At 47.6% G+C, this 24,814-nt stretch carries 20 protein-coding genes; 15 read left to right on the top strand and 5 right to left on the bottom strand.

What is annotated here, in order from left to right; genetic code table 11:
- Positions 1–31 precede the first annotated feature (31 nt).
- From AC1RVX_RS07450 to AC1RVX_RS07460, 3 genes are all read right to left on the bottom strand, one after another.
- Positions 32–1,636, bottom strand: coding sequence for a methyl-accepting chemotaxis protein (locus AC1RVX_RS07450; RefSeq protein WP_493215931.1), 1,605 nt, complete (start codon positions 1,634–1,636; stop codon positions 32–34).
- A gap of 242 nt (positions 1,637–1,878) precedes the next feature.
- Positions 1,879–3,168 (bottom strand): amidohydrolase family protein, encoded by a 1,290-nt coding sequence (locus AC1RVX_RS07455; RefSeq protein ID WP_493215932.1) that lies wholly within the window; start codon positions 3,166–3,168, stop codon positions 1,879–1,881.
- Between the two features lie 207 nt (positions 3,169–3,375).
- On the bottom strand, positions 3,376–4,881 hold the full coding sequence (locus AC1RVX_RS07460; RefSeq protein ID WP_493215933.1) for a porin: 1,506 nt from the start codon (positions 4,879–4,881) through the stop codon (positions 3,376–3,378).
- A 449-nt stretch (positions 4,882–5,330) separates the two neighbouring features.
- On the opposite strand from AC1RVX_RS07460, the gene AC1RVX_RS07465 reads away from it, so the two are divergent.
- The 11 genes from AC1RVX_RS07465 (at position 5,331) to AC1RVX_RS07515 (ending at position 19,837) form a co-directional block, all read left to right on the top strand.
- Positions 5,331–6,086: an IclR family transcriptional regulator gene (locus AC1RVX_RS07465; RefSeq protein WP_493215934.1), complete on the top strand. Its 756-nt coding sequence runs from the start codon at positions 5,331–5,333 to the stop codon at positions 6,084–6,086.
- Between the two features lie 871 nt (positions 6,087–6,957).
- Complete coding sequence (locus tag AC1RVX_RS07470) at positions 6,958–8,178, top strand: porin (protein ID WP_493215935.1); 1,221 nt, start codon at positions 6,958–6,960, stop codon at positions 8,176–8,178.
- 316 nt (positions 8,179–8,494) lie between these two features.
- Positions 8,495–10,072: an ABC transporter substrate-binding protein gene (locus AC1RVX_RS07475; protein WP_493215936.1), complete on the top strand. Its 1,578-nt coding sequence runs from the start codon at positions 8,495–8,497 to the stop codon at positions 10,070–10,072.
- 295 nt (positions 10,073–10,367) lie between these two features.
- Entirely contained in the window at positions 10,368–12,350 is a 1,983-nt protein-coding gene (locus AC1RVX_RS07480) for a CocE/NonD family hydrolase (RefSeq protein ID WP_493215937.1), read from the top strand.
- 384 nt (positions 12,351–12,734) lie between these two features.
- Positions 12,735–13,706, top strand: a complete 972-nt coding sequence (locus tag AC1RVX_RS07485; RefSeq protein ID WP_493215938.1) for an ABC transporter permease — start codon at positions 12,735–12,737, stop codon at positions 13,704–13,706.
- An 86-nt stretch (positions 13,707–13,792) separates the two neighbouring features.
- A complete protein-coding gene (locus tag AC1RVX_RS07490; protein ID WP_493215939.1) occupies positions 13,793–14,725 on the top strand; it encodes an ABC transporter permease in 933 nt (310 codons plus the stop codon).
- Between the two features lie 11 nt (positions 14,726–14,736).
- Positions 14,737–15,699 (top strand): ABC transporter ATP-binding protein, encoded by a 963-nt coding sequence (locus AC1RVX_RS07495; RefSeq protein WP_493215940.1) that lies wholly within the window; start codon positions 14,737–14,739, stop codon positions 15,697–15,699.
- Positions 15,696–16,730, top strand: coding sequence for an ABC transporter ATP-binding protein (locus AC1RVX_RS07500; RefSeq protein WP_493215941.1), 1,035 nt, complete (start codon positions 15,696–15,698; stop codon positions 16,728–16,730). The genes AC1RVX_RS07495 and AC1RVX_RS07500 overlap by 4 nt, the downstream gene beginning before the upstream one ends.
- An 84-nt stretch (positions 16,731–16,814) precedes the next feature.
- Positions 16,815–17,660: a serine hydrolase gene (locus AC1RVX_RS07505; RefSeq protein WP_493215942.1), complete on the top strand. Its 846-nt coding sequence runs from the start codon at positions 16,815–16,817 to the stop codon at positions 17,658–17,660.
- Positions 17,661–17,797: 137 nt separating this feature from the next.
- A complete protein-coding gene (locus AC1RVX_RS07510) occupies positions 17,798–19,183 on the top strand; it encodes a CapA family protein (protein ID WP_493215943.1) in 1,386 nt (461 codons plus the stop codon).
- A gap of 291 nt (positions 19,184–19,474) precedes the next feature.
- Positions 19,475–19,837, top strand: coding sequence for a hypothetical protein (locus tag AC1RVX_RS07515; protein WP_493215944.1), 363 nt, complete (start codon positions 19,475–19,477; stop codon positions 19,835–19,837).
- Positions 19,838–19,898: 61 nt separating this feature from the next.
- Here the strand turns inward: AC1RVX_RS07515 and AC1RVX_RS07520 are convergent, their stop codons facing one another.
- Complete coding sequence (locus AC1RVX_RS07520) at positions 19,899–20,117, bottom strand: Cif family virulence factor (protein WP_493215945.1); 219 nt, start codon at positions 20,115–20,117, stop codon at positions 19,899–19,901.
- 509 nt (positions 20,118–20,626) lie between these two features.
- Here AC1RVX_RS07520 and AC1RVX_RS07525 point away from each other — a divergent pair.
- The 4 genes from AC1RVX_RS07525 (at position 20,627) to AC1RVX_RS07540 (ending at position 23,779) form a co-directional block, all read left to right on the top strand.
- Complete coding sequence (locus AC1RVX_RS07525) at positions 20,627–20,956, top strand: ArsR/SmtB family transcription factor (RefSeq protein WP_493215946.1); 330 nt, start codon at positions 20,627–20,629, stop codon at positions 20,954–20,956.
- 41 nt (positions 20,957–20,997) lie between these two features.
- Positions 20,998–21,471: an arsenate reductase ArsC gene (locus AC1RVX_RS07530; RefSeq protein ID WP_493215947.1), complete on the top strand. Its 474-nt coding sequence runs from the start codon at positions 20,998–21,000 to the stop codon at positions 21,469–21,471.
- A gap of 2 nt (positions 21,472–21,473) precedes the next feature.
- Complete coding sequence (locus AC1RVX_RS07535; protein ID WP_493215948.1) at positions 21,474–22,184, top strand: MIP/aquaporin family protein; 711 nt, start codon at positions 21,474–21,476, stop codon at positions 22,182–22,184.
- Between the two features lie 299 nt (positions 22,185–22,483).
- Positions 22,484–23,779, top strand: coding sequence for a patatin-like phospholipase family protein (locus AC1RVX_RS07540; protein ID WP_493215949.1), 1,296 nt, complete (start codon positions 22,484–22,486; stop codon positions 23,777–23,779).
- A 115-nt stretch (positions 23,780–23,894) separates the two neighbouring features.
- Here AC1RVX_RS07540 and AC1RVX_RS07545 read toward each other — a convergent pair whose 3' ends face one another.
- The gene (locus AC1RVX_RS07545) at positions 23,895–24,728 is read right to left on the bottom strand and encodes a hypothetical protein (RefSeq protein WP_493215950.1); all 834 of its coding nucleotides are present in this window, start codon (positions 24,726–24,728) and stop codon (positions 23,895–23,897) included.
- Between the last annotated feature and the right edge of the window lie 86 nt (positions 24,729–24,814).

Here is a 24,814-nt window from a genome sequence, read left to right on the forward strand (position 1 = left end):
CGCCACGAGGACAAATTTCTACCACCAGGTACTAAGAGCTTGGAATCAGCCGAACAATACTTCTGACAGGCAATGCCGCAGCCTTAGTGGCGATCTTTTGTTCATCGTTGATTAAAAATATACTGACGAGCTTGGCCAGCGCAGCCGCTTCGTCTTTCATTGCGGAGGCAGCAGCCGATGCTTGTTCGACTAGTGCCGCATTTTTTTGTGTGACATCATCAAGTAAGTTGATGGACTCACTTATCTGTGTGATACCTGTCGCCTGCTCTTGGCTAGACAAGCTGATCTCGGCAATTATTTCGGAAACACTTTCAACCCGTTGTACTATCTCACCAATTTTTTCACCGGCAACACCGACCAGGTCTTTACCAGCACTGGTCCTTTCGACAGAATCCATGATCAAGGTTTTGATTTCTTTTGCAGCGCTTGTCGAACGTTGAGCCAAATTGCGGACCTCCGCAGCGACGACCGCGAAGCCGCGTCCTTGCTCACCTGCTCTTGCTGCCTCAACCGCTGCATTCAGTGCCAATATATTCGTCTGGAAGGCAATGCCATCAATCACGCCAATAATGCTGGCAATTTTTTGCGATGATTCGTCTATCGATTTCATTGTTTCAATAACTCTTGACACAGCTTGTCCGCCATTAGCTGCGGCCTGACTAGCCGCAACTGCTGTCGTTTTCGCTAGCCCTGCGTTTTCAGCAGTTTGTCTGATCGTCGAAGTTATTTCTTCAGTCGCCGAAGCTGTTTCCTGCAGCGAGGAAGCCTGTTGTTCGGTCCGATCTGACAAGTCCTGGTTGCCAATGGCTATTTCAGACGACGCAACCGCAATGTTGTTCACACTTGAGCGTATGTTGGCTACCAGGTCGTGCAAACTGTTATTCATCGTTTTAAGCGCCATCATCAGCAGACCAATTTCATCCTTGGATCTGACTTCAATATGTGCAGTAAGATCGCCCCTGGCTACTTGCCCGGCAACAGAAACCGCCGTTTGCAAAGGTTTAACGATGGATCGGGTAAGGAAATAGGCAATTCCGATCGCAAATAGAATCGCCAGTATTTCCAGGATGACGAGTACGCGCATACTTTTTTGAGCTGTTTGCTCGATGTTGGCATTGATCGCGTCGATTTGGTCACGCTGGATTTTCAGCAGATCTTGCAAAAGTTGGCGAAATTTACTCGCAACCGGAACGTATTCTTTTTCAAGCACCTCAGATGCAAGATCAGCACTTCCTTCTGCTTTGAGCTTTCCTATCTTGTCACGGGCCGTCAAATATAGTTTTCTTTGATCTCCGATCTTTGCGAAAAGAATTTTCTCTTCTTCCGTTTCCAGCAATGAACCAATATTTTCCTGCAAATCCCCTGATTTTTTAGGTCCGTCAGTGGCCAAGAATGTCACCAGTGACGGATCGCTGCTTTTTGCAATGGCGGTGGTTCGCATAATCCCGGAATCGATCGAGCGATACCAGTCACTACTCAGTCGTTCCTTTAACAGTGGCCTCTTCATCATTGCCGAAGATTCCTCACTTACCTTCTTCAAATTCAATAATGAGATCGCCGTGATAATGCTTGAGAGAATCAGGATTAATGCAAACCCTAACTGGAGACGACTACCGATTTTATAGTTGGTGAACATTTCTCAAATCTTCCCAAATTAGAAATCCCACAACACCAGATTTAGTACCTCTGATGTTGGGTAATAAAAGCATTTTCAACATACGCAAGGTTTTGCTACGTATAGACCAATCCAGGTACAACATTGCTCAGATCTAATATGGACACTTTCGCCTGTACATTTAGGCCCTGAATTTCGACATCCAGCACCAAAGATTTGTTAGACGAAGACCTTATCGATTTTTATATGACGTCTCCTTTATCCTACTGAGCGGATGGATTCAGGTTTTTGTATACTTTCCCGCCCTTCATGACGAAAAGCACTCGATTCACAGCACTAATATCCTTGAGGGGATCACCATTCACAACAATCAGGTCAGCTTCCAGTCCTGGTGTTACTGTGCCGATTGTGTCTTTCAAACCAATCGCTTCAGCAGGCACGGACGTCGCCTGCACCAAGGCATCCATTGCCGGTTGCTCCGCAACGTTGACCCGGTAAACGATCTCTTCAGCAAGACGGCCATGGCACCCGGCGACCGCATCCGTGCCAAAGGATATTTTCAGGTTTTTATGCTTGATTGCTTGCCTGAACATGGTTAACTTCAATGCAATCGACTCTTCCTGAAGTTTGAATGCCTCTGCCGTGTAGTTGGAGGTACCTAGAAATTTGTCTTTATTGGCCAGGTAACTGGTGCCCGCCAGGCCGATATCCGGTTCAAAGTAAACACCATGCTCTGCCATCAATGAGAATTCTGCATCCGTGGCGAAACTACCGTGGGCAATCGCTGAGCAGCCACCAAGCACGGAAGACCTTACCGAATCCGCACTCTGGGCATGTACCCAAGTCCGCTTACCCAATAATTTTGCTTCACTGCATGCGGCCTCTATCTGTTCGTCGCTCATTGTCTTCAGCCCTCGTTCACGAATACTTTTGGCCGCAAACAGTTTGATAACGTCGGCACCTTGAGCGACCATATCTCGCACTTTCGCCCTTATTTCTTCCGGCGTTCCAGATTTTTCGTTGATCAGTCCCACAGAGGCGACAATCCTTGGACCAGGAACTTCCCCCCTTGCGATCGCATCTCGCAGATTAATATCTGATGGAGAACCAATTGAAGGAGAAGTAAGACCCTGGAGCGTGGTAAAGCCACCCATGAAATCGCGATAAACGTTTTCATACGCATAGAGCTCACGAATGCCCGGCGCTTCCAGCGGATTGGCAATTTTTCCGTCTTTGCCAAAATGGGAGTCAATGTGCACATGGGTATCAATGAAACCCGGCATCAGCGTCATCCCGGGAAAATTGTAGGTAGCTTTAGTTTTTTTGTCGGCGCTTTCAATTCTGGCGATTTTGGAGCCACTCACGACAACCAGCACGTTATTCTGTTTGCCGCCTTTTCCGTCAATCACTTGTCCAACACGGATAGTTATTTGCGGCACAGGTTCTGTCGGGCGCTTCACTATTTGCTCATTATCCGCATAAACGTGGCTTGCGGTCATGGTCAACATTGCCATCAACAACAGGACTATTTTTTTTGAGACAATTGGTTTCATGTTTCAGCTTTGAGTGGTGGTAGACATATCCGGGGCCAAGATACAAACTCGCCTGGGTGTTCAATGCGTGTATGGAGCCGAATTCAGCGTCGTGTGCGGAAACTATCCATGCCTGATTTCCGCGATATGACACGGATTTCAATGCGTACAGCATTAAATCTAAAAAAATCCTGCTTACAGAATTGGCGAAGCAAGCGCTTCTAGTGATTAAAATTTATGAAGGATGCCGCCTATAAGAACATTCTGGCTCTTATCAATTCCAGGAGCACCATTGCTTGTCAGACCTGGGCTATACATGTCCGATACCTGCATGTTCGCCGCCATCACGTAAAGTAACGTACGTTTAGACAAGTTGTAATCGGCGCCAGCGGCGAGAGCAGTGATACGGCCGCGGTTGGTTGCATTCACAAAATCATAACGGGAATGAATGACGCTGCCTTTCAACTTCCATGAGCCAATCGTATAGTCCAGACCAACATCGACAATAGTGGCTTTGCTATTATTTATACCACCGGCAGTAAACAAGCCCGTGCCTGCTGTGCTGGTAAATGTGGTTGTGAAATTAGGAGCAAGAGGCCCCGCAGCCGTAATCAATGGTTGCTTGGCTTGAGACACAGTGCCACGGAATACGATGTTGCCTGTTTCGTAATTCGCACCAAGCATCCATGTTTCAGTACATGTATCACCTGGTTTGCCCAAACCAACTGTATTACAGCCAGCGTTAGCGGTTGCGCCAGCATCGCTACTGCTATTCGCTGTCGCAGTGACAACACCCAACTTCGATTGCCAATAGCTGAAGCCAATACCGAACGGACCATTATCATAGTTGACGCCCAGGCCAATAGACTGCCCTGTTGAATTGTCTCCCGCTGTTTCACCAAAGCCATATGCCAGATTTGCGCGAAAGTTTGACATTGTTGGAGAGCTGTAATAGATCATATTGTTGCCACGTTCACCTGAGGCGCGATCCAGGTTATTGCCGTGCGCTTTACTGACGAATGGCAGCAAACGATTTTGGCTGGAATACATACCTGCTATATCATCACTAAAATCTTTTCGGCGGCCCAATTCGATGTCACCGAATTTGCCAGAAAGACCAACCACTGTTTTGCGGCCGAAAGTTAAGCCATTTTGACTAGACGCACCAGTATCTAATCCAATACCACCTTCCAAGGTGAAATAAGCCTTCAGGCCATCACCCAGATCTTCCGTCCCCTTAAAACCAAAGCGGGATTGCGTGTATTGACCCGAATCGAGTGACGATCTGCTTCCAGTTGCTCGCGGGCTAGCTGTTGATGGCGTAGCAACAGTATCAACGTAACTCGTTCCTGCGTTCAAAACGCCGTAAACCTGAACGTCCGACTGAGCACTCGCGATTCCTGTAAACGCGCCCAAAATCAGCAGCACGGATAATTTCTTTTTCATTTTTTCTCCTTGAGTCAATTGTGCAATGCCGATCATTGCAATTGGTAGTTTCTTTTTAAAAGAATCACTTTGTTTCACTGTTTGATACCATGTTACAACAGTTGATACAATATTAGGCTTGAAAATAAAAATCGTCAATATTGTTTCGATAGACGTTCCATTGTATTGTTGGATGAAACCAACAATATTAATAAAATTTGATACTATTGTTAAAGACAATGCATGACTTACTTGAAAGCAGAGATAAAGAAATACGAAGTCAATGGAATAAATATCGTTTTGAGACACGATTAAAAATTTGAATTCCAGAGGTAGCTTGAGAGATGGCGCCTGCCCTTTTGGCCGCTAATCTGAGGAACATGCGAACAAATTCGTTAAAAAACAGGCAAAATATTGTTTTTTCTGACAATACAGCGTATCGTTTGATAACACTTGCCAGCTACAATAACCTGGCAGTTGAATGGCTGAAGTACTAATACCTCCAGCTCACTTGTGAAGAAAGCACGCTGCAGAGCATTCATTTCTGGTGAAAACAAAACCAGAGGTGCTATAGCATGTTTGCGTGCATCTGAATAAATGCGTTAACATTGCGCCGAAATCCAGTTGTAAATGAACCGTGGGCGACTGAAAATAAGTTCGGCGTTAACAATTACAAGATAGTTACAAGATGAGATTGGTAAGGTCGTACATAGTTACAGCCTTCGACTGCGTGATTAATAATTTTGATAGAAATAGCGATGACTGACTACACCGTTGAAGCCGTTGAAGAAGCACTTGGCCTACTCATGCTGGTGGCCAAGAGCCCTGGATTAGGAGCAACAGAACTTGCGCTCCGTTCTGGAAATACGAAAGCTCGTACATTCCGCTTGCTTTTTACGTTGGAAAAATCTGGCTTACTTTGTCGTGACGGCGATAATCCCACCTATCTGTTGGGCTACAACTCCCTTTACCTGGGCGTTGCCGCTGAAAGCCAGATTCAACTGGCGCGACTGGCAAAAACTTTTTTGCGGGATATGGGCATAGCATGTAATGAGAATGTTCAAATTCGTGTGCGCGATGGGCTCGATTCAGTATGCGTCGCGCGATGGGAATCTTCACATCACGGCGGCGTTCAAGTCGAAGTCGGAAATCGACGCCCTCTGTATGTCGGCGCTTCAAGCAAGGTGTTGTTAGCTTACGCCCCGGAAGAAATAAAAAATGAAGTGATCAACGGCGAACGGATACGCTTTACTGGCGCTACACTGGTCAGCAAAAGCAGTCTCAAACAATCTCTCGCTAAAATATTGGACGATGGCTATGCCGTATCCTATGGCGAAAAGTCGAAAGATGTTGTTGCTATTGCAGCGCCCGTTTATAACGCGAATTCTGAAGTTGTCGCGTCAATTAGCGTTGCCGGGCCAGCTACCCGGATCAAGGAAGACAATGTTCCTGGATTAATTGCTATCGTCACCAAATCTGCGCGAGACCTGTCTAACAGTCTTGGATATCGCTAGAAGCGTCTTGGCTGGTAAGAGCCACAGCATATGGCCATCAATAAATAAGATCCCGAAGAATATAATCCATTCTCCGGGATTTTATTTATTGGTGTTGCCATTGACCAACCGCTATCTAATGTATTTGGTTATTCCTTAAGCTCTATATGTGTCTCAGTGACAAGAGTGCTTGATATTGTACGAGGCAAGCATGAAAAAATTGTAGCTTACCGGCTTGCTCCCATCGTCTTTGTTAATACTTTTAATTTTAAAATCGTGGACGATCACGTTCCAGCACGTACTTCCTTTACTGCCAAGAACTTGAGCAGTGCGGATCACTACAGATTTCGATGGCGCGTCATTAACACGTGCAACGGAACATTACAGGACTGAGTTCACTCCTTTTTCAGCAACACACTGAGGTATTCCTCCCATGCTCCATTGATAAAAAGCAGTAGTCAAACATTCGCCCCAAACTTCTCACCGAGTCGTCTACAAATCACCCTGCTGGAGTTCGCCAGAGTCGGTCAAACTCAATTTGAGCACTCCAAGCTGGTCAGGTTCTAAGCCGAACCACATTCATTCACCGAATAACCAATCCACCACAAAAATTCTTTCATTTTTCAATTTAAGAATTTAAAAATAGGACTTACGCAACATTGTCCCAGCAAGGCGTAGCGACGAAGACAGTACGAACAGTACGGCTAGGAGCTGCAACTCAGCTGGGGCGGTTTTGCGTAAGTCCTAAAAAATTTAATTCCGACACGTCGTCATTGACATAAATTAAATTCAAATACAAAATATCATCTATCGTTACATTGTTTTATCTAACGATACATTGATTCATTTTATAAATACAAATAATTGAATGTGATTATCACAAGGGAATGACATGAAAGAACTATTAATTTCGGTGCTTTGTTTGTGTATTTTGCTCAGTAGTGAATCCAAAGCTCAAAGCAATGTGGAAATTTACGGCATTATGACCGCAGGTACGAGTTACGTGGACAAAGTGGCGACACCAACGAATGGTCCCCGATCAACCGGCAGCCGCTTAGGATTGGATTCAGGACAGTACACGCAGTCGCGTCTTGGTTTTCGAGGCACGGAAGACCTGGGTTCAGGCCTCAAGGCAGTGTTCGTCATTGAAGGAGGCTTAACCATTGATAATGGTGCTTCCGTAGAAGGAAAAGCCTTTGGCCGACGCACTACAATTGGTTTATCGGGAGATCTTGGAACGATAGAGTTAGGGCGACGCAAAGATTATCTTGATTTAATTACCGGCCTCTATACTACGAAGGATCGCATGCTTCCCTTTGAAGGCAGAGTTCACGCCAACAACCTGGATCGCTCGACCGGCGAACGCATCAATAACATGTTGTACTACACGACGCCAACAATTGGAGGTCTTCAAGCAAATGTCAGTTACGGCTTAGGTGAAACGGCAGGGTCAATGAAAACCGGCCAGTCGTTAGGTTTCGGTGCGAATTATACAAACGGCCCATTTGGAGTTGGTTTTGGCTATTGGCAGTCAAGCCTTGGCATCGTTACCGCTTCAGCAAATAGTAGTAGCGATCAAGGCGCAACCACAAACGCAGGCTGCAACACGGTTGGACTCGGAAATCCCGGCGACATCTGCGTCAAATCATGGACGGTTGGCAGCAGCTATCAACTGGGGAATCTATTGTTGCGTGGCGCATACTCAAGTGTAAAACAACCGCTAATCAATTCTTTTGCAGGTACTGCACCCAATCTCGCAGCAGTCTTTACCAGTGCGGTGGGATCAGGGGCGTTTACGACCGGCGGTTCAAACAATACGAAAGCAAGCATAATTGATATCGGGGCAGACTATTCAATAGCTGGCAACTGGCTGCTGAAAGGAAGCCTTGTACAGTCGCGATATGACTTCGTTGGAGCTACGAACAAGGGGACACTGACAATGGTAGCCTTAGGAGCCGACTATAAATTATCAAACCGAACACTCCTGTACGTGATGGCGGCAAACATGCGTGCTGCCGATATGTACAGCCCAGGCTTGACCGGCGCGGCAGGAGCGCCGGGGGCGGACAATAGCCAAAATGCGCTGTTAATGGGAGTCATGCATAATTTCTAAATAATGGCCTGATAATAAAAATAAATCCCGTTCGCGGGATTTATAAATGCACGGCCAGAACTCATTTCCCATACACACTCTACTCTGCATTTCCTTCAAGTTCCAATGGCTTGGTAAGAAAACTTACTTCCCATTTGACACACTGCAAGCAACACATGACGAAGACTAATTAACCAAGGTTCTTATTCACCGCCCTATCATAGTCACACTGTGTCAATACGATTTTAATTCGACATACAAAAAACTTGACACGGTTTCGACTATCGATATACTGTATCTTACAGTGAAACGTATTCAATATTTGACAGGAGATATCGTGTTAGCAACTCTAAGAAAAGTCTGTTCTCTCACATGCTTGGTGGGGTGCTTGTTTTCCACAGGTGCTGGTGCCGCGGATCTTAAAATCGGCTTCAAGGCTGAAGTCACTTCAGCGGATCCCCACGTTTTAAACGGGGCGAACCGGAATATTTGGGCGCATGTCTATGAATCACTGGTGATTCAAGACCAGCAATTAAGGCCAAAACCTGGTCTGGCGCTGTCGTGGCAAATGATTAATCCCAAGACATGGGAATTCAAGCTGCGGCCAAATGTGTCATTCCAGAATGGCGCAATCATGAATGCAGAAGATGTGAAGTACTCCATTGAACGTGCAATGCATTTAACGGGACCACGAACTTTTCGGACCTATCTGAAGGATGTCGAATCTTTGAATGTGACAGGCCCACTGACTCTCCAGGTCAAGACGAAGGCCCCAAGCCCTACTATCCCAGACAATCTGGGTCTCATCGCAATCATTCCCAAATCCCTTGGAACTACCATCACCGAGGCAAGTTTCGCCAACGGTAAATCATCAATCGGAACAGGACCGTACAAATTTGTGAGCTGGGCAAACGGCCAGAAAATTGTACTGGCACGCAACCCTGGCTATTGGGGAACAAAAGAACCCTGGGATAACGTTACATTCAATTTCATACCCAGAGAGCCATCCAGAGCAGCTGCGCTGCTATCCGGTTCTGTCGACATCATCAATGACGTGAATGCCAACATACTGAATTCGTTAAAAGCCTTCGACATAACATCCATTACGTCATACATGTTGAACTATATCGCACTTGACCAATTCAGAGATGTCTCCCCTTTCGTACGTGGACCAGACGGAAATCCATTGAAAAAGAATCCCTTGCGGGACCCAAAGGTCCGCCTGGCATTGATGACTGCGACCAACAGGGAGGGCATCATCAAGCATCTGATGAAAGGCGACGGAACAGCGGCTGAACAATTGGTGCCGAAAGAATTTTTTGGTTTCGATTCGACGTTAAAACTGCCCGCCCATGATTTGGCAAAGGCAAAGGAACTGCTGACAAGTGCCGGATATCCTGGCGGTTTCCAGATGACGATTCATTGCCCAAACAACCGTTATATCAATGATGCCAAGCTCTGTGAGGCGGTAGCGCAATCCTTTAGTCAGATTGGTGTGGTAACAGAAGTATCTACGATGCCGTATTCCGTATTTGTCGGCCGAGCATTTGGCGGCGGTCCGAACGGGGAACCCGAGTTCAGCGCGTTCATGGTTGGTTATGGGGCCGTCACCGGTGATTCCCTCACGGGCTTAATGTCAACGATTCACACGTCCGATAAAAATACGTCTGCCGGTGTCAGCAATTACGGGCGATATAGCAACAAGCAAGTGGACGCACTCATCGACAAAGCTGCGCAGAGCACTGATGAAAAAGCCCGCGAGGCCCTGCAAAAACAGGCTACCAAGTTGGCTTTGGATGATGTCGCTATCATTCCACTCATTCACCTCAACGCAGCTTGGGCGATGAAAAAAGGATTGACTATCAAACCACGCGCCGACGGATTCACAATGGCAATGGATATCAGGGCGAAGTAAGCGAATTTTATCCTGGATATTCGTTTTGTATTAAAGAAACTAGCGAATTCAGAAAATCTCATCTCATGTTGAATGCGATGAGATTTGTGTCACTTCGCTACCTCCGCAGTTGCCAATAATAAATCGGCATTCATTGCATTCATCTCATTTCTTAGATGCCTTTCGTCCAACAGATTTAGTGGACACGTTTTAAAAACACATAGCTAAAGCCAAGCTGATTTCAGATCAGCAAGGGATCGCCACATTCAAAAATCTTGATATTGGCGAGTTTTACACCAAACCAATGAGTATTTCTATGCGATCTATCAATCATTTAAAAAGACCAAATCTTGTTATGTCACTCATGGAGCAAAAAACGCTACCGCCAGGCGGATCAATCTCACGTCGCGATAATTGTTCGGTTGTACGGGATGCCATGATTCCAATGCGTGATGGTGTTTTACTGGCAACAGACATTTATTTTCCAGCCACATACATCAATTCTGAAAAACAGCAATTTCCTGTTATTCTGGAACGCACTCCCTACGGTAAGCACTTGCCTAGTCGCAGTGAACGCACTGCACAAAGCGAGGCAACTCTGTCGCGCGATGAAGTTGCCGAATTCTTCGTTCGCCAAGGTTATATTGTCATTTACCAGGATTGCCGGGGCCGCTACCGGTCACAGGGATATTTTGTCAAATATACGAGCGATGGCGAAGATGGTTATGACACCTGTGCATGGATAGTTGCGCGCCCCTGGAGTAACGGCAAAATTGGAACCATTGGTTTATCGTATGCAGCACACACTCAGGCAGCATTGGCTAGCCTCAATGCGCCAGGTGTTGTCGCCATGTTTTTGGATTCAGGTGGATTTTCAAATGCATTTCAAGGAGGAATCCGCCAGGGCGGCGCATTTGAAATGAAGCAGGCAACCTGGGCACTCAGGCAGGCACTGGAAAGCCCGGCAATACGCGCCGACAAAGAGAAATTTACCCAATTAAGCAAAGTCGATATCGCGGAGTGGTTCCGGCACACAACGGATTGGAAACCAGGATATTCGCCACTGAGCCTCGCCCCTGACTATGAATCCTATCTGTTCGATCAATGGCGGCACGGTTCGTTCGACAACTATTGGAAGCAAGTCGGCTTATACGCGGAAGGCTATCATCAGTCCTTCCCTGAAGCGGCAATGGTGCATATGTCGTCCTGGTACGATCCTTATCCAAGGACAGCATGCGCCAACTATGCCGGGCTGACAAAGTACAAAAAGGGGCCGGTATGTCTGATACTTGGTCCGTGGACACATGGTAATCGCAGCATCTCTTACTCAGGTGATGTGGACTTCGGTACTGCTGCCATTCTGGATGAAAGCCTGGCCCCAAGTTTCCTGGAGCTGCGCTTACGATGGTTCGACAAATGGTTGAAACAAGACCCAAGTGCACAATCTCCCCTTCCCCCTGTGACAATATTTGTCATGGGTGGCGGTAGCGGGTGCCGCAATAATGCAGGCAGACTGGATCACGGCGGCGCATGGCGAAGCGAGCTTGAATGGCCAATCCCTGACACTCGCCTCACTCATTACTACCTTGGTGCAGAAGAACACTTATCGCTTTTACAGCCCGACGAATCAGAAAATAGTCTATCTTATAAATATGACCCCACCAGTCCGGTTCCCACAATAGGTGGTGCAGTGACATCTGGCCAGCCGCTCATGTTTGGTGGCGCATATGATCAAAGGGAAGGTCCGACGGTCTTCGCCGCAGTAGAGCCTTATAAGGCATTAAGTGAACGCGAAGACGTACTTGTTTTTCAGACCCAGCCCCTTGACGACGATATCGAGGTCACTGGAGACCTTAGTGCAACACTGTGGATCTCTTCTGATTGTGTAGATACAGATTTTACCTTCAAGCTGATTGATGTTTACCCTTCAAGCAAAGACTATCCGAATGGATATGCCATGAACCTCACTGATGGAATATTGCGCGTACGTTATCGTGAATCGTGGGAGAACCCGGAACTAATGTCGTCAGGCACCGTTTATAAAATCCAGATAGACGCTTTTCCTACGAGTAATTTATTCAAAAAAGGCCATCGCATCAGGATCGATATTTCAAGCAGCAATTTCCCAAAATTCGATTGCAATCCCAATACTGGCGAACCGGAAGGCTGCGCAACCAAAACGTTAGTTGCTACCAATCATATCTACTTTGATAAAAATCGCCCTTCACACGTAACACTGCCTATTATTCCCAAACGCAGAGACACACCAAGTCGCAAAGCTGAATCGGAAAACGAGTAATTTAATTCTTTAAAAATTGGGGGAGCACCATGAACATCAAATTGGGTTATTCATCTTCGCGTCGCTTCCCCAATTTATTGATATAAATAATATTCACGTTCCCTGGATTTTAATATGCTGCATAAGTAGCAAGCTACGAGGAAGTTGTCCCAAAAAACTCCCTAATTATGGGCGACTGCAAGTAATTTGATCGAGATTGTCGGAAAAATGACTAAACAAATTCGGGAATTATTGTTCCACTGAATGAGATGGTGTATTATCTATCGAACCAAAGGCATTTTTAAATATCACTCACTATTTAAGAAGCATCAAAAAAACCTTGGGTCAAACCATATTCAAAAACTCAATTGTGCTTAGTTGAAAGAACTCAAAAGCGGAGATGCAATGTTCGAAATGTTGTTAAAACGCGCCCTACAAAGCGCTCTGGTGGTTTCAATTATGTCGGTTCTTGCATTTGTCGGGATCAACGTTGTCGGCGACCCAATTCATTTGCTTGTCCCTCCCGACGCCTCATCAGAAGAAATCGCCCGTGCCGCCCATGCATTAGGGCTAGACTTACCCATCTATCAGCAGTATTGGCATTTTGTCGTCAATGCGCTGCACGGCGATTTGGGCAATTCATTCATATTCAACCGACCTGCAATCGGCCTGATCCTGGAAAGAATGCCGGCAACAATGGAATTGGCGGTGGTGGCCCTGTTCTTGTCTGCCGTCATCGGCATTCCACTTGGTCTGTGGGCCGGCATTAGGCCGGGCACCAAATTTCATAAGATAACGATGGGCCTGTCTATTCTCGGCGTTACTGTCCCTGCGTTTTGGCTTGGTTTGATTCTCATCCTGGTTTTTTCAGTCAACCTTGGCTGGTTGCCATCTGGAGGAAGGGGCCCTACCTCCAGTTTTTTGGGTGTCGAAGTAAGTTTTCTTAATCTGCAAGGCCTCAAGTTTCTGCTACTCCCCGCACTCACACTTGCACTTCATAACGTGGCGCTCATCATGCGTCTCACCGAAGCTGGCACCCGAGAAGTCGCAACGCAAGAATACGTAAGATTTGCCCGTGCAAAAGGGGCAGGATCGATGCGTTTGATGTTCCGGCATATCGCGCCAAACGTACTGATACCTATTGTGACCGTCATGGGCATGGAATTCGCGCATCTGATCGCCTTTTCATTGATAACAGAAACAATATTTGCGTGGCCCGGCATGGGAAAACTGATTATTGACTCGGTACTTCAACTCGACAGACCTGTCGTTGTCGCGTACTTGATGGTTGTGCTGCTGTTATACGTGGCTATCAACTTCGTTGTCGACATGCTCTACCTCGTGCTCGACCCTCGCCTGCGGACAAAATCCGTATAAGAGGCTTCAATTTAAAGGCCTGAATAAAAAATAAAGACCTGATTCATAGATAACTAGCAGTTGCAGCTGAAAGCCATAAACTGAAAATGAAAACTACTAATTCCTCCTTAGTGCCTGAAGAGATTCCACCTTCGATTGCCCCACCAGAGACACCGATGCGGCTGTTATGGCGCAGATATTTGAAGAACCGCGTTGGAACTGCCGCAGCGGCATTTCTGGTTCTTCTTGTCATCGTCGCTCTGGCCGCACCGTTTCTCGCGCCACAGAACCCTTATGACCTTGGATCAGTTTCAATCAACGAGGCGGAGCTGGCACCAGGTGTGTCAAGTTCTGACAACAAAATGATCTACCTATTGGGAACGGATGGTGCAGGCAGGGACATATTAAGTGCCATTCTGTATGGCTTAAGAATCAGTCTGGGTATAGGTATCGCCAGCGCACTTGCTGCTTTGGCAATTGGGACATGTGTTGGTCTGGTTTCCGCCTACTTTGGAGGGAAAGTCGACGCATTTTTGATGCGCATGGTGGATGTTCAATTAAGTATTCCCACTATCCTTGTTGCCTTGGTGCTGCTCGCAGTGTTTGGTCAAGGCGTTGACAAGACCTTGTTCGCGCTGATCCTTGTGCAATGGGCTACCTTCGCGCGAAATGTTCGTAGCTCTGCAATGGTAGAGCGCGGCAAAGAATATATCGAGGCAGCCTTTGGCCAGGGGCTCCCGGCCAGCCGCATCATGTTCAGACATGTCCTTCCAAACTGCATGGCCCCCTTGATTGTGACAACGACGAATCAAATGGCGAACGCCATTACTCTGGAGGCGACCATGAGTTTCCTGGGTATCGGCCTTCCTCAAACCAAGCCCTCACTAGGCCTGCTCATTTCAAACGGATTCGATTACATGCTTTCGAACGAATACTGGATTAGCGTATTTCCCGGCATCGCACTTGTGCTACTCGTTGGAGCGATTAGTTTGGTTGGCGATCAGTTACGCATCGTACTCAATCCAAAACTAGAAGCCTAAAGGAGACCATTGTGGCATTGCTCGAAGTTAAAAATCTGGTGACAGAATTTCATACTAGTGCCGGCGTTTTAAAGGCTTTAGATAATGTGTCATTTAAGCTTGAACGCGGCAAAATTCTCGGTATTGTCGGCGAATCTGGATCTGGAAAATCGGTCACCGCCTACTCACTGATGAATTTGGTAGATTCGCCTGGCCGGATTGCAAGCGGAGAAATCATTTTCAACGGTGAAGATATACGGCAGATCTCCGCAAAGAAATGGGGCCAGCTACGCGGGAACAGAATCGCAATGGTCTTCCAGGACCCAATGATGTCGCTCAACCCGGTGATGAAAATCGGCGCGCAGCTTGCCGAAACCGTGACTATCCACAAAAGAATGGGAAACAAGGCGGTTGAGGAATTGGTGCATGAAGCCTTAAAGCGTGTTGGGATTCCTGCACCCAGGGAGCGAATGAAAGTCTACCCCCATGAGCTGTCGGGTGGAATGCGCCAACGTGTTGCCATCGCGAATGCCATCATCAATAAGCCAGATGTCATTATTGCTGATGAACCGACCACCGCCTTGGACGTGACGATCCAGGCGCAAATTCTGTATGAAATGAAACAATTAGTGAGGGAAAGCGGCACTGCTCTCATCTGGATCACTCATGACATCAGCGTTATAAAAGATTTGGCTGATGAATTGTGCGTGATGTATGCCGGTAAAGTAATTGAACGAGGCCCGGTTGCCGATGTCATCCATCGCCCCATACATCCTTACACAAAAGGCTTGATTGATTCACTGCCTCACTCAGAGAGCAAAGGGAAACGCCTTCACTCCATCCCGGGGTCGGCGCCTCCCCTGTTCTCGTTACCGTCAGGCTGTGCGTTTTCGCCAAGATGCGCGCATGCGACTAAAGAGTGCAATGCTGTACCACCGGTCATCAGTTCTGACAACCGAGAATATCGGTGCTTTAACCCGTTGAGCCAACCATGAATACCATACTCGAAACTCAAGACTTAAGTAAAAGCTTTAGCCTCAAACGAAGCATGATATCCCGTGGCGCCGCCGCTATGGGCCTGACAAAAGATACGCACCAAAAAGTTTATGCGGTAAGTGGTGTTTCCCTGCAGATCAAAAAAGGAGAAATACTCGGCCTTGTTGGAGAATCGGGATGCGGCAAATCGACCGTCGGCCGGATGGTGGCGAGTTTACTGCCACCAACATCGGGCTCCATTAAATTTGAAGGAAAAGAAGTAAGCGAGTCGGGAGTGGTAAACCACCTGAATACGCAAATGGTTTTTCAAAACCCTTATGCGTCGCTCAATCCCCGGCAGCGTATAGACCAGCTCATTAGCGAGGCCGCGGTGTACCACGGCATAGTCGATAAAAAGAATGTCGATACTTTTGTCGCCGACCTTCTGAAACAAGTCGGGCTGGACACTACTTATGCCACTCGCTACCCGCATCAGTTTTCTGGTGGTCAACGGCAAAGGATCGCGATTGCAAGGGCACTTTCCCTCAATCCCCAATTTGTGGTGTGCGATGAAGCCGTATCTGCACTCGACGTCTCGGTACAGGCACAAATTCTCAACCTTTTCATGGATCTGCGAGAACAGAAAGAGTTGACCTACCTGTTTATCAGCCACAATCTGGCTGTTGTCGAATACATCGCCGACCGCGTGGCAATTATGTACCTCGGAAAAATAGTTGAAGTGACGGACACCAAAACAATCTTTTCATCTGCCAATCACCCGTACACGCTCGCGCTGATCGCAGACGCGCCAAGATTAGACTCGAAGATTGTAGAACATCGTCCCATACAAGGTGAGCTCCCGAGCCCCTTGAATCCACCATCAGGTTGTACATTTCATCCGCGATGCCCTCATGCGATGGAGCGCTGTAACATCGAACGCCCGAACCTGGTCGAAATTGCGCCAGCACATTGGTCCGCATGTCACCTCAATGATCAGCCTGCCGTTTCAACTAAACCAATCCATTTGATGACGCGTGTCGCTTCAATGTAAGCATCACCATCCAGCTGACGTAGAGAATTGTGATGGCTTGTCGAAATAGTGGGAATTTTTGAATCATGTTATAGGAACCAAGATATGGAAAAATTAGCCAACAAACTAAATGAAATTTGCGATGAACAACCTTATGTTACTGCGTGGTATGTCAAAAACCTGCTAACCGGGGAGCAGGCTGACCGTAACGGAGACATCCCATTTCCATCAGGAAGTACACGTAAAACATCCATCATGATGGCTGTACTCAAAGCGGTGAATCAAGGAAAATTAAACCTGGATGACCCGATTAAATATCAAGAAAATCTGAGAGAAGGTGTTGTTTCAGGTACCTTTAAATTTCTAACACCAGGATTCACCATTACCTTACGTGATGCGCTGGTACAGATGATCATCATTAGTGACAACGTCTGTACCCGTATGGTCATGGAACGCATCAGCCTGGCTGAAATCAATGATTTTTGCCAATCGATAGGAATGAAGAACAGCATTCACCGGACATCCATCCCAAATCCTGACATGCCGGCAGACCATCCAATCGACGAGGTTACCTCTATTTCAGCGAAAGACCAGGGGCTGCTATACGATCTGATCTTGCAAGGAACGCATGATACCGCTACAGCCCAGTTGCTAGGCTGCACGACAGAGCAATGTGCATTTGCAATTGACGTATTAAGTTGGCAAAAGCTTCGCAATAAAATTGCATCCATGCTGCCGGCTGATGCCAAGGTCGCGCATAAGGGTGGCACAGGCAAACGCGGAAGAATGGACGGCGGGATTGTATTCCGGGACGGAAAACCACTATTCATTATTACTGTCTACACCGACCAGGTTCCAAAAGACATGCCTGATGGCATGCCGGGTTATGTCTCTGTGTTTAACACCATGGGGCGCCTCGCCCGCAGTTGCTGGGACATGATTGAGCCCTGATCGCCGACGATTGTAAGCAGCTCCAGGGCCGGGAACGTTAGAATGACCAAACGCTGACAAGTACAATGCGATAAGCCTGGCCTCTGCCCGCACAGGCTTAAATTGAAACACAAGTGAGAAGTAAAATGGATACGAATATGCAAGCGCAATCCCCTTTTATCCCTAGCAAAGATGGCGACTTATCTCCTTCCTGGATGACTGCAAATGTCCGGAAGGGGTTCACCATGGTTGCAGTCGGCGATCTGATTCTTTCGGATGAGCTTTACTTGCAGCTGCGCAGAGATTCCCCCAAGCTCATACAAATTCTTCAAAGTGCCGATGTCACTTTCGGAAATTTTGAGGGTACCGCGATCGATTTGCAAAAATTTGGCGGTTATCCTTCTGCACTGTCAGGCGGGTCCTGGCTGATCAGTACACCTCAGGTGCCTAAAGACATCAGATTGATGGGGTTTGACTGCGTCAGTCTTGCTAACAATCATACAACGGACTGGGGCGTCGAAGGCATGCGCTACACGGCCAAGCTATTAGATGAGGCCGGTATCGTACATGCAGGAACAGGTGAAACACTTGCCCAAGCGAGGGCTCCGAAATTTTTCAATAGCCCGGCTGGCCGTATTGCCCTGGTCGCGCTAGCCTCCCGGTATGAAGAAAACGCACGGGCAGTCGATCCTCTAGGGCAAATCCCTGGCCGTCCAGGACTCAACTCATTAAGAACTACACGCTACGCACTTGTTTCACCCGAACAGCTTGCGACACTAGCAAGTATCCGCGATGCTCTACCCAAAGGGGCCATGAGGAAATCGATACTGACCGCGGATACCAAAAATGGCACCGTTACTCTATTCGACAAAAAATACAAACCCAACCCCAATTTCCAGGGGAATGTTGACTTTACGTTTACCGTCGACGAGCGAGACATGAAAGAAATTTGTCTCAACATTCGCCAGGGCAAACAGACCTCAGATTTTGCAATCGTGTCGATGCATACCCACGAACCAGGCAACTACAGCGAGGCACCTCCCGATTTCATGCAGAGAGTCGCCAGAGAGAGCATTGATAACGGGGCAGATGCCTTTGTCGGCCATGGACCTCACCAATTGCGAGGCATTGAGATTTACAAAGGAAAACCAATCTACTATTCCCTGGGCAATTTCTTCTTCATGGAGAATACACAACAGCCAATTACTAAAGACGAGTTCGATAAGGACAAAGTCGTCCCAGGATCAATGACCGAAGCAGAATTCATGGAACATCGCCGCGTGCATGGGGTCTTTAAAGAGCAAGTCTGGTATGAGAGTGTTATAGCCGTCAATAAATATAACGAGTACGGATGCATCACCGAAATTCTCCTCCATCCCATTGAGATGAATTGGAGTGAAAAACGGGATGCAGACCGGGGTATCCCGCGGTTGGCGTCGATTGAAGATGGCTGGAGAATACTAACTCGCTTGCAACGATTGTCAGCAGCATATGGCACGCACATTGAACTGCGAAACGGAATCGGCGAGATCAAGCTGATTTAGCAGGCGGTTCGGTTCAAGTATGGACTTCGTTTTTGGGCCGATCTTAAACATATTATTTTATAAAATTCTTTTACTTGAAACGCGCAACATCTAGCAACATCCAGCGCTATTTTTGAGCAGAGCGCCCAATGGTGGGAACAATCAGTACCTTTACATGCTTGCATGACACAACTGAACACATCACTGTTGCATTCAGATTTCCGAGCTGCCTTCGACGCGGTGGTTTCGATTTCTGAAGTTGACGTGATAGATAAGATGTCTGCCATGGTAATGAGCAAAGAAAGCTAGAAAATGAGCAACAACGAGAAATTTGACCAGATACCCGACGATTTTCCATGCACTGAAGTGGTACCTGCAATTGCAGGAGAACTGTCGAAACTACCGCTAGTTGAATATCAGTGTAAATTTTATTTACCTGGCTCTGCTCCTTCAGAGCGATTTCATCGTTGGCAAAAATGCGAAGAGTTAGTACAACATTTAAAAACCAGATCACTTGAATTCAGGGCCCAAAGAAGATCCCATATTTCAAATACCGACATTCTTTCTCAATATTATATGCGTCTGCAAAAATCAGGGTGGACGTCAGAAACTGAGAGCAAGTGGATCATGCACCGAGTTGCACTATTACTTGGCTGGGATCAGCTGCGTATATAACTCACAAAATGTGTGAATTGGAAAATTGCTGTATGAATTGCATCAGTCTTATTTACAGAACTTACGAAGGCACGGACGGCAAATCGAAGACATAACGCCACGCCCCATCTGACCCACGTCTGGCTACCTTGGAAGAAATGTCGCCAATATCTATTTTGTTGCCTGTCGCATCGTTACCCTTAAAGCTCCATGTGGCATGCAGCATTGCCAGGTCGTCTTGCTCCATACATGACAATTGAGACGCTTCCAATGTCCCCTGTAAAGTGAGCAGCGCTTTCATTTGCCCCCGGATCTGCGCGTGCCCCTTAAGTTGCCTGTCAGGTGCCGAAAAAGGATGGCGTTGGGGTCGTATAAATCGACCAGCCCTTCAAGGTCACCATTTCTGAAAAGTGCGTTGTAATGCTCATGGAGAGTGTTTGGATCCAAAATCTTCATACAGTTCTCCAGTCGGCAATTTTCAAAATATACATCATCTGGTCAATCAATATGCGCTGAAAAAATACCATCCGCCGAGTGGCGCAAGAACGGCCAGTACCATCAGCACCAGGGATGTTAGAAAACGACGATACCCGCACTTTCTGGTTGTGAAACCGCAAGTTATATCGGAACCGGTCCACATGACCGTCTGATTTTTTATCCGTCCAGGAGAGTATTGATTTGATGAATCAAGGATCGCAATTTTTCCGATCCTGCCGGTTCCTCTGCTCGCAAAGTGGTTAGTTTGATTTAATTCTATAATTCCATTATTATTGAAATATAGAATTAAATCAAAAAACCTTCATTAAATTCATGAAAACAAAAGATGTGTTATTGGCATTGGCAGCCTTGGCGCAGGAATCGCGCCTGGCCGTGTTCCGCCTGCTGGTACAGGTTGGCCCGGAAGGCATGGCGGCCAGCAAGATTAGCGAGCAACTGGGCATACCGCCGTCTTCCCTGTCTTTCCATCTGAAAGAGTTGTCGCATGCCGATTTGGTGGAATCGCGCCAGGCTGGGCGGTTTGTCATCTATTCAGCGAATATCGCCACGATGAACCAGATGCTGGGATTTTTGACTGAGAATTGCTGTGGCGGCAATCCATGCACACCAGTTCAGGCGCAGCAATGCGCCTCCACTAAATAAAAACACCGGCATTTACCCTTTCTTCACTATTGAGACGACTCATGAACGTTTTATTTCTGTGTACTGGCAATTCTTGCCGTTCCATTCTTGGCGAAGCCACATTCAATCACCTGGCACCTGCTGGCTGGAAAGCCATGAGTGCGGGTAGCAAACCCACGGGTCAGGTTCATCCACGCTCGCTGGCACTGCTGGCACGCGAAGGTATTTCGACTGAAGGCTATTTCAGCAAGTCATGGGACAATTTGCCAGCGACACCGGATATCGTCATTACTGTCTGTGCCAGTGCTGCGGGCGAAACCTGCCCGGCTTATCTGGGGTCAGTGTTGCGCACGCACTGGGGGGTGGAAGACCCTGCCCATGCGACAGGCACTGATGAAGAAATCGATGCCGCGTTCATGACTGCTTACCGCATATTGCGAGCCCGTATTGAGGCTTTCCTGGCACTGCCGCTGGACACGCTGGTGCAAGACAAGCAAAAGTTCAAGCAAACGCTTGACCAGATAGGGGCGACCTGACTATGACTATTGCACGACGTTTGGTTTCTGAAGGTCTGGGCACGGCATTTTTGCTGGCCGTGGTGGTGGGTTCTGGCATCATGGCAGAACGCCTTGCTGGCGGCAATGTCGCTGTCGCCCTGCTGGCGAATGCGATTGCCACTGGTGCTGGTCTGATCGCCCTGATTTTGATGTTTGGCACGATATCGGGCGCGCATTTCAACCCTGTTGTGACGCTATCAGAAGCTTTTCTGAAGAATATGCCCGGCAAGGAAGTGCTGCCCTATATCCTGGTGCAAGTGCTGGGTGCCTTTGTCGGTGTCGCTGCAGCCCATGGCATGTTTGAAGACCCGGTGTTCTTTGCATCAGAACATGTACGTACCGGCATGTCACAATGGTGGAGTGAATTTGTCGCGACCTTTGGCTTGATCGCTGTCATCATTGGCTGTTCGCGTAGCCGCCCTTCTGTAACGCCATTTGCGGTGGCTGCCTATATCACCGCTGCTTACTGGTTCACCTCATCAACATCTTTTGCCAACCCGGCTGTGACGCTAGCCAGGGCAGCGACCAATACCTTTGCTGGCATACGGCCCGCCGATGCGCCAGGCTTCATCATCGCCCAATTGCTGGGAGCGGCTGCGGCGACGCTGGTGTTTTGCTGGCTTTATCCGGCTCCACCCAAAGATGCCACAGTAGCTGGTACGGTTGCCCCAGGCGATTTTGCAGGCCAATAAACCTCACACAAGCAGGTTTGGAAGTAAGTGCACAAACAGATCAGCACAAGGAAAGCCAAAGAAATTTCCCGGCGCAACCATCGCAGCTTGATCCGTCTGGCGAAATAAAACATGTCGACCCAATCTGGCAGCAGAATGTGTTTCAATACATTTGGATAAAAGAAGTAGAATTGCAAAAACACATTAAATTAATGATGATGCAGCTCCCGAAAATAACACAGTCCCTGACCACCGTATTGACAACGCTGTTGATAACACAATTAAGCGCTTGTTCGACAGTTCATCCGTGGCATAACGAGGTGGCCAAGCCTGTCGCGACAAATTCTGTGCGGGAAAACCAACTGGCCAAACAACAATCCATCGTCGCTGCCGTCACCTTGTCGGGTGGTGGTGCACGTGCGGCAGCCTTTGGTCTGGGTGTGCTGCGAGAATTAAAAGACACTAATTTTACGTGGGAAGGTAAGCCGACATCGATATTGGATAACGTCAACCTGATCAGTGGCGTGTCAGGCGGCAGTATCCTTGCCACCTATTATGCAGCTTTTGGGGATGAAACCTTTACCCGATTTGAACCAGAGTTTTTACTTTCCAATTTCGAAAACAACCTGCTTAAAACCGTTGTATCACCCAGACAGTTATACAACCTGACGTCGCCCTGGTATGGCCGTAGCCAGATTTTGAATGAACGCCTGAACAATCTTTATCGTGGCCAGACCTTTGGTGATTTGCAAAAGAAACAGCGGGGACCAGATCTTTTGGTTACGGCCACTGATTTGACCACGGGCGCTGCTTTTGAATATACACAAGAGCAATTTGCCTTGATCTGTTCTGATCTGGACAAAGTACCGCTGTCATTTGCCGTTGCCTCTTCTTCTGCCGTACCGATTGTTCTTACCCCTATGACCTTGCGAAACTATGCAAATGACTGCCCCCGGCAATCAGATGCAAGTGCCGCAGACAACAGGCGCAAACGTGATAATAGCTATCGGTCACGCATATTGAAAGCCAACGAAGACAGTTATAAAGACGCCAGCGAGCGCCCTTATATTCATCTGGTGGATGGTGGCTTGACAGATAACCTGGGCATCAGAATGCTGCTGGATCGCATTATCGCTGACGGCTCTGTACAGGAAAGCTTTCGTACGGCAGCGCCAGGCTCCATACGTCGCATGGTGTTAATTTCGATCAATTCAGAACGTGATCTGGCAGAAAGATTAGATCAGAACGACAAGATACCGACCACGGGGCAAGTGGCAGATGGCTTATTGTTTGGCGTAGGCTCACGCGACACCAAAGTCACGCTGGCAATGCTGAACGACGATATCGCCCGCTGGAAACGTGAAATTATTGAACATCGTGGCACCAAAGACAGCCCCTTTTCTGCCGACGCAGAACTTCACCTGATCAGCGTGAGCCTGCGCGACATCAAAGATAGCAGCCAGCGTCGCACGCTATTGCAAGTTCCCACCGCATTCACCATTACGCCCGATTATGTCGAACAGTTGCAGACAGCCGGACGTGAAGTGTTACGCCAATCACCAGAATTTCAACTCTTGCTGGAGAGCTTGAAGAAGTCTCCAGATTCACCGCAATGAGAAGGCAGGACTTTTTTCAAACCGCCATCAGCCCCTCATTACTAGAACTCATTTCATAAATAGGGATGAGTTCTACTTAAATGCATGCATTGACTTTGAATTTAATTGTTACGCATCAAGCACGTATTGCCGCCCAGAGATCAGTTTTTTCTGCGTCTGTTAAATCCAGTGATGTCAGGTCGTCGGTGAGTAACATGGCATATTGTGTGCCCGATGCGACTATGCCTAAAGCCAGGCCATCGTGACGCGGCAAGAATAAGGGGGCCTGGTCCTTGCGCAAGAGATGCGTGCGCCTTTTCTTGATGCCATCAATATTGGTTTCGAAGTTCACGACTCTTTGATTTTTTATCTGTGTAATGTTCACCAGGATAGGTTGAAGAGCAGGCTTGCTTTTGATGACGCCGTTAAAGACATGGGTCACCCAGGCAGCGTAACAAGAGCCCAGGAACACCATACCGAAAAGCAAAGTGGAAAAAAGTACGATCAAAAAACGATTGAGCAAATGTTCAGTCGCCATCGTGGTAGTGATCATGTCTGGATTGGAAGCCGACCTGACTGCCTCGGTCGACATCGAAGAACTGAAACTGACAAACCCGAAGTCGTGTTTGATTTCTTTGAAGGCGGTATCCCCGGGTGTGGCCGAGTATTTGATGGTGACATCGCAGTTGATAAAGATCGCTTTTCGTCGCTTGCACTCCCCAGTGATTTGCGCCTGATTGTCCACAACCGGGTCCTTTGACACTTTATAGTCGTATAGCAAACCGGGCAGCGTGGTATAAAGTATCCCCAGCAAAAATGCCAGCCCACCCAGAGCTATGCCTATGCAGGTGAGTAAGCCCTGTGTTCCCGTTGTAAGAATCGACAGGCGTCGTTTGGGAAAAGCATTGCTGAAGGCAGCAAGCTGCTCACCTGCGCTAGTACTGCTTGCTTGTAGTTGTGTCTGGGGCATGTCTGGCTTCCTGGGCAGGTTAAATAGAACTTCCAAATGCATTTTTAACAAGTTGGGAGTATCTAAAATCCAGCCATGCCAGGATA

Source organism: Undibacterium sp. GW821-FHT11B02, from assembly GCF_058808955.1.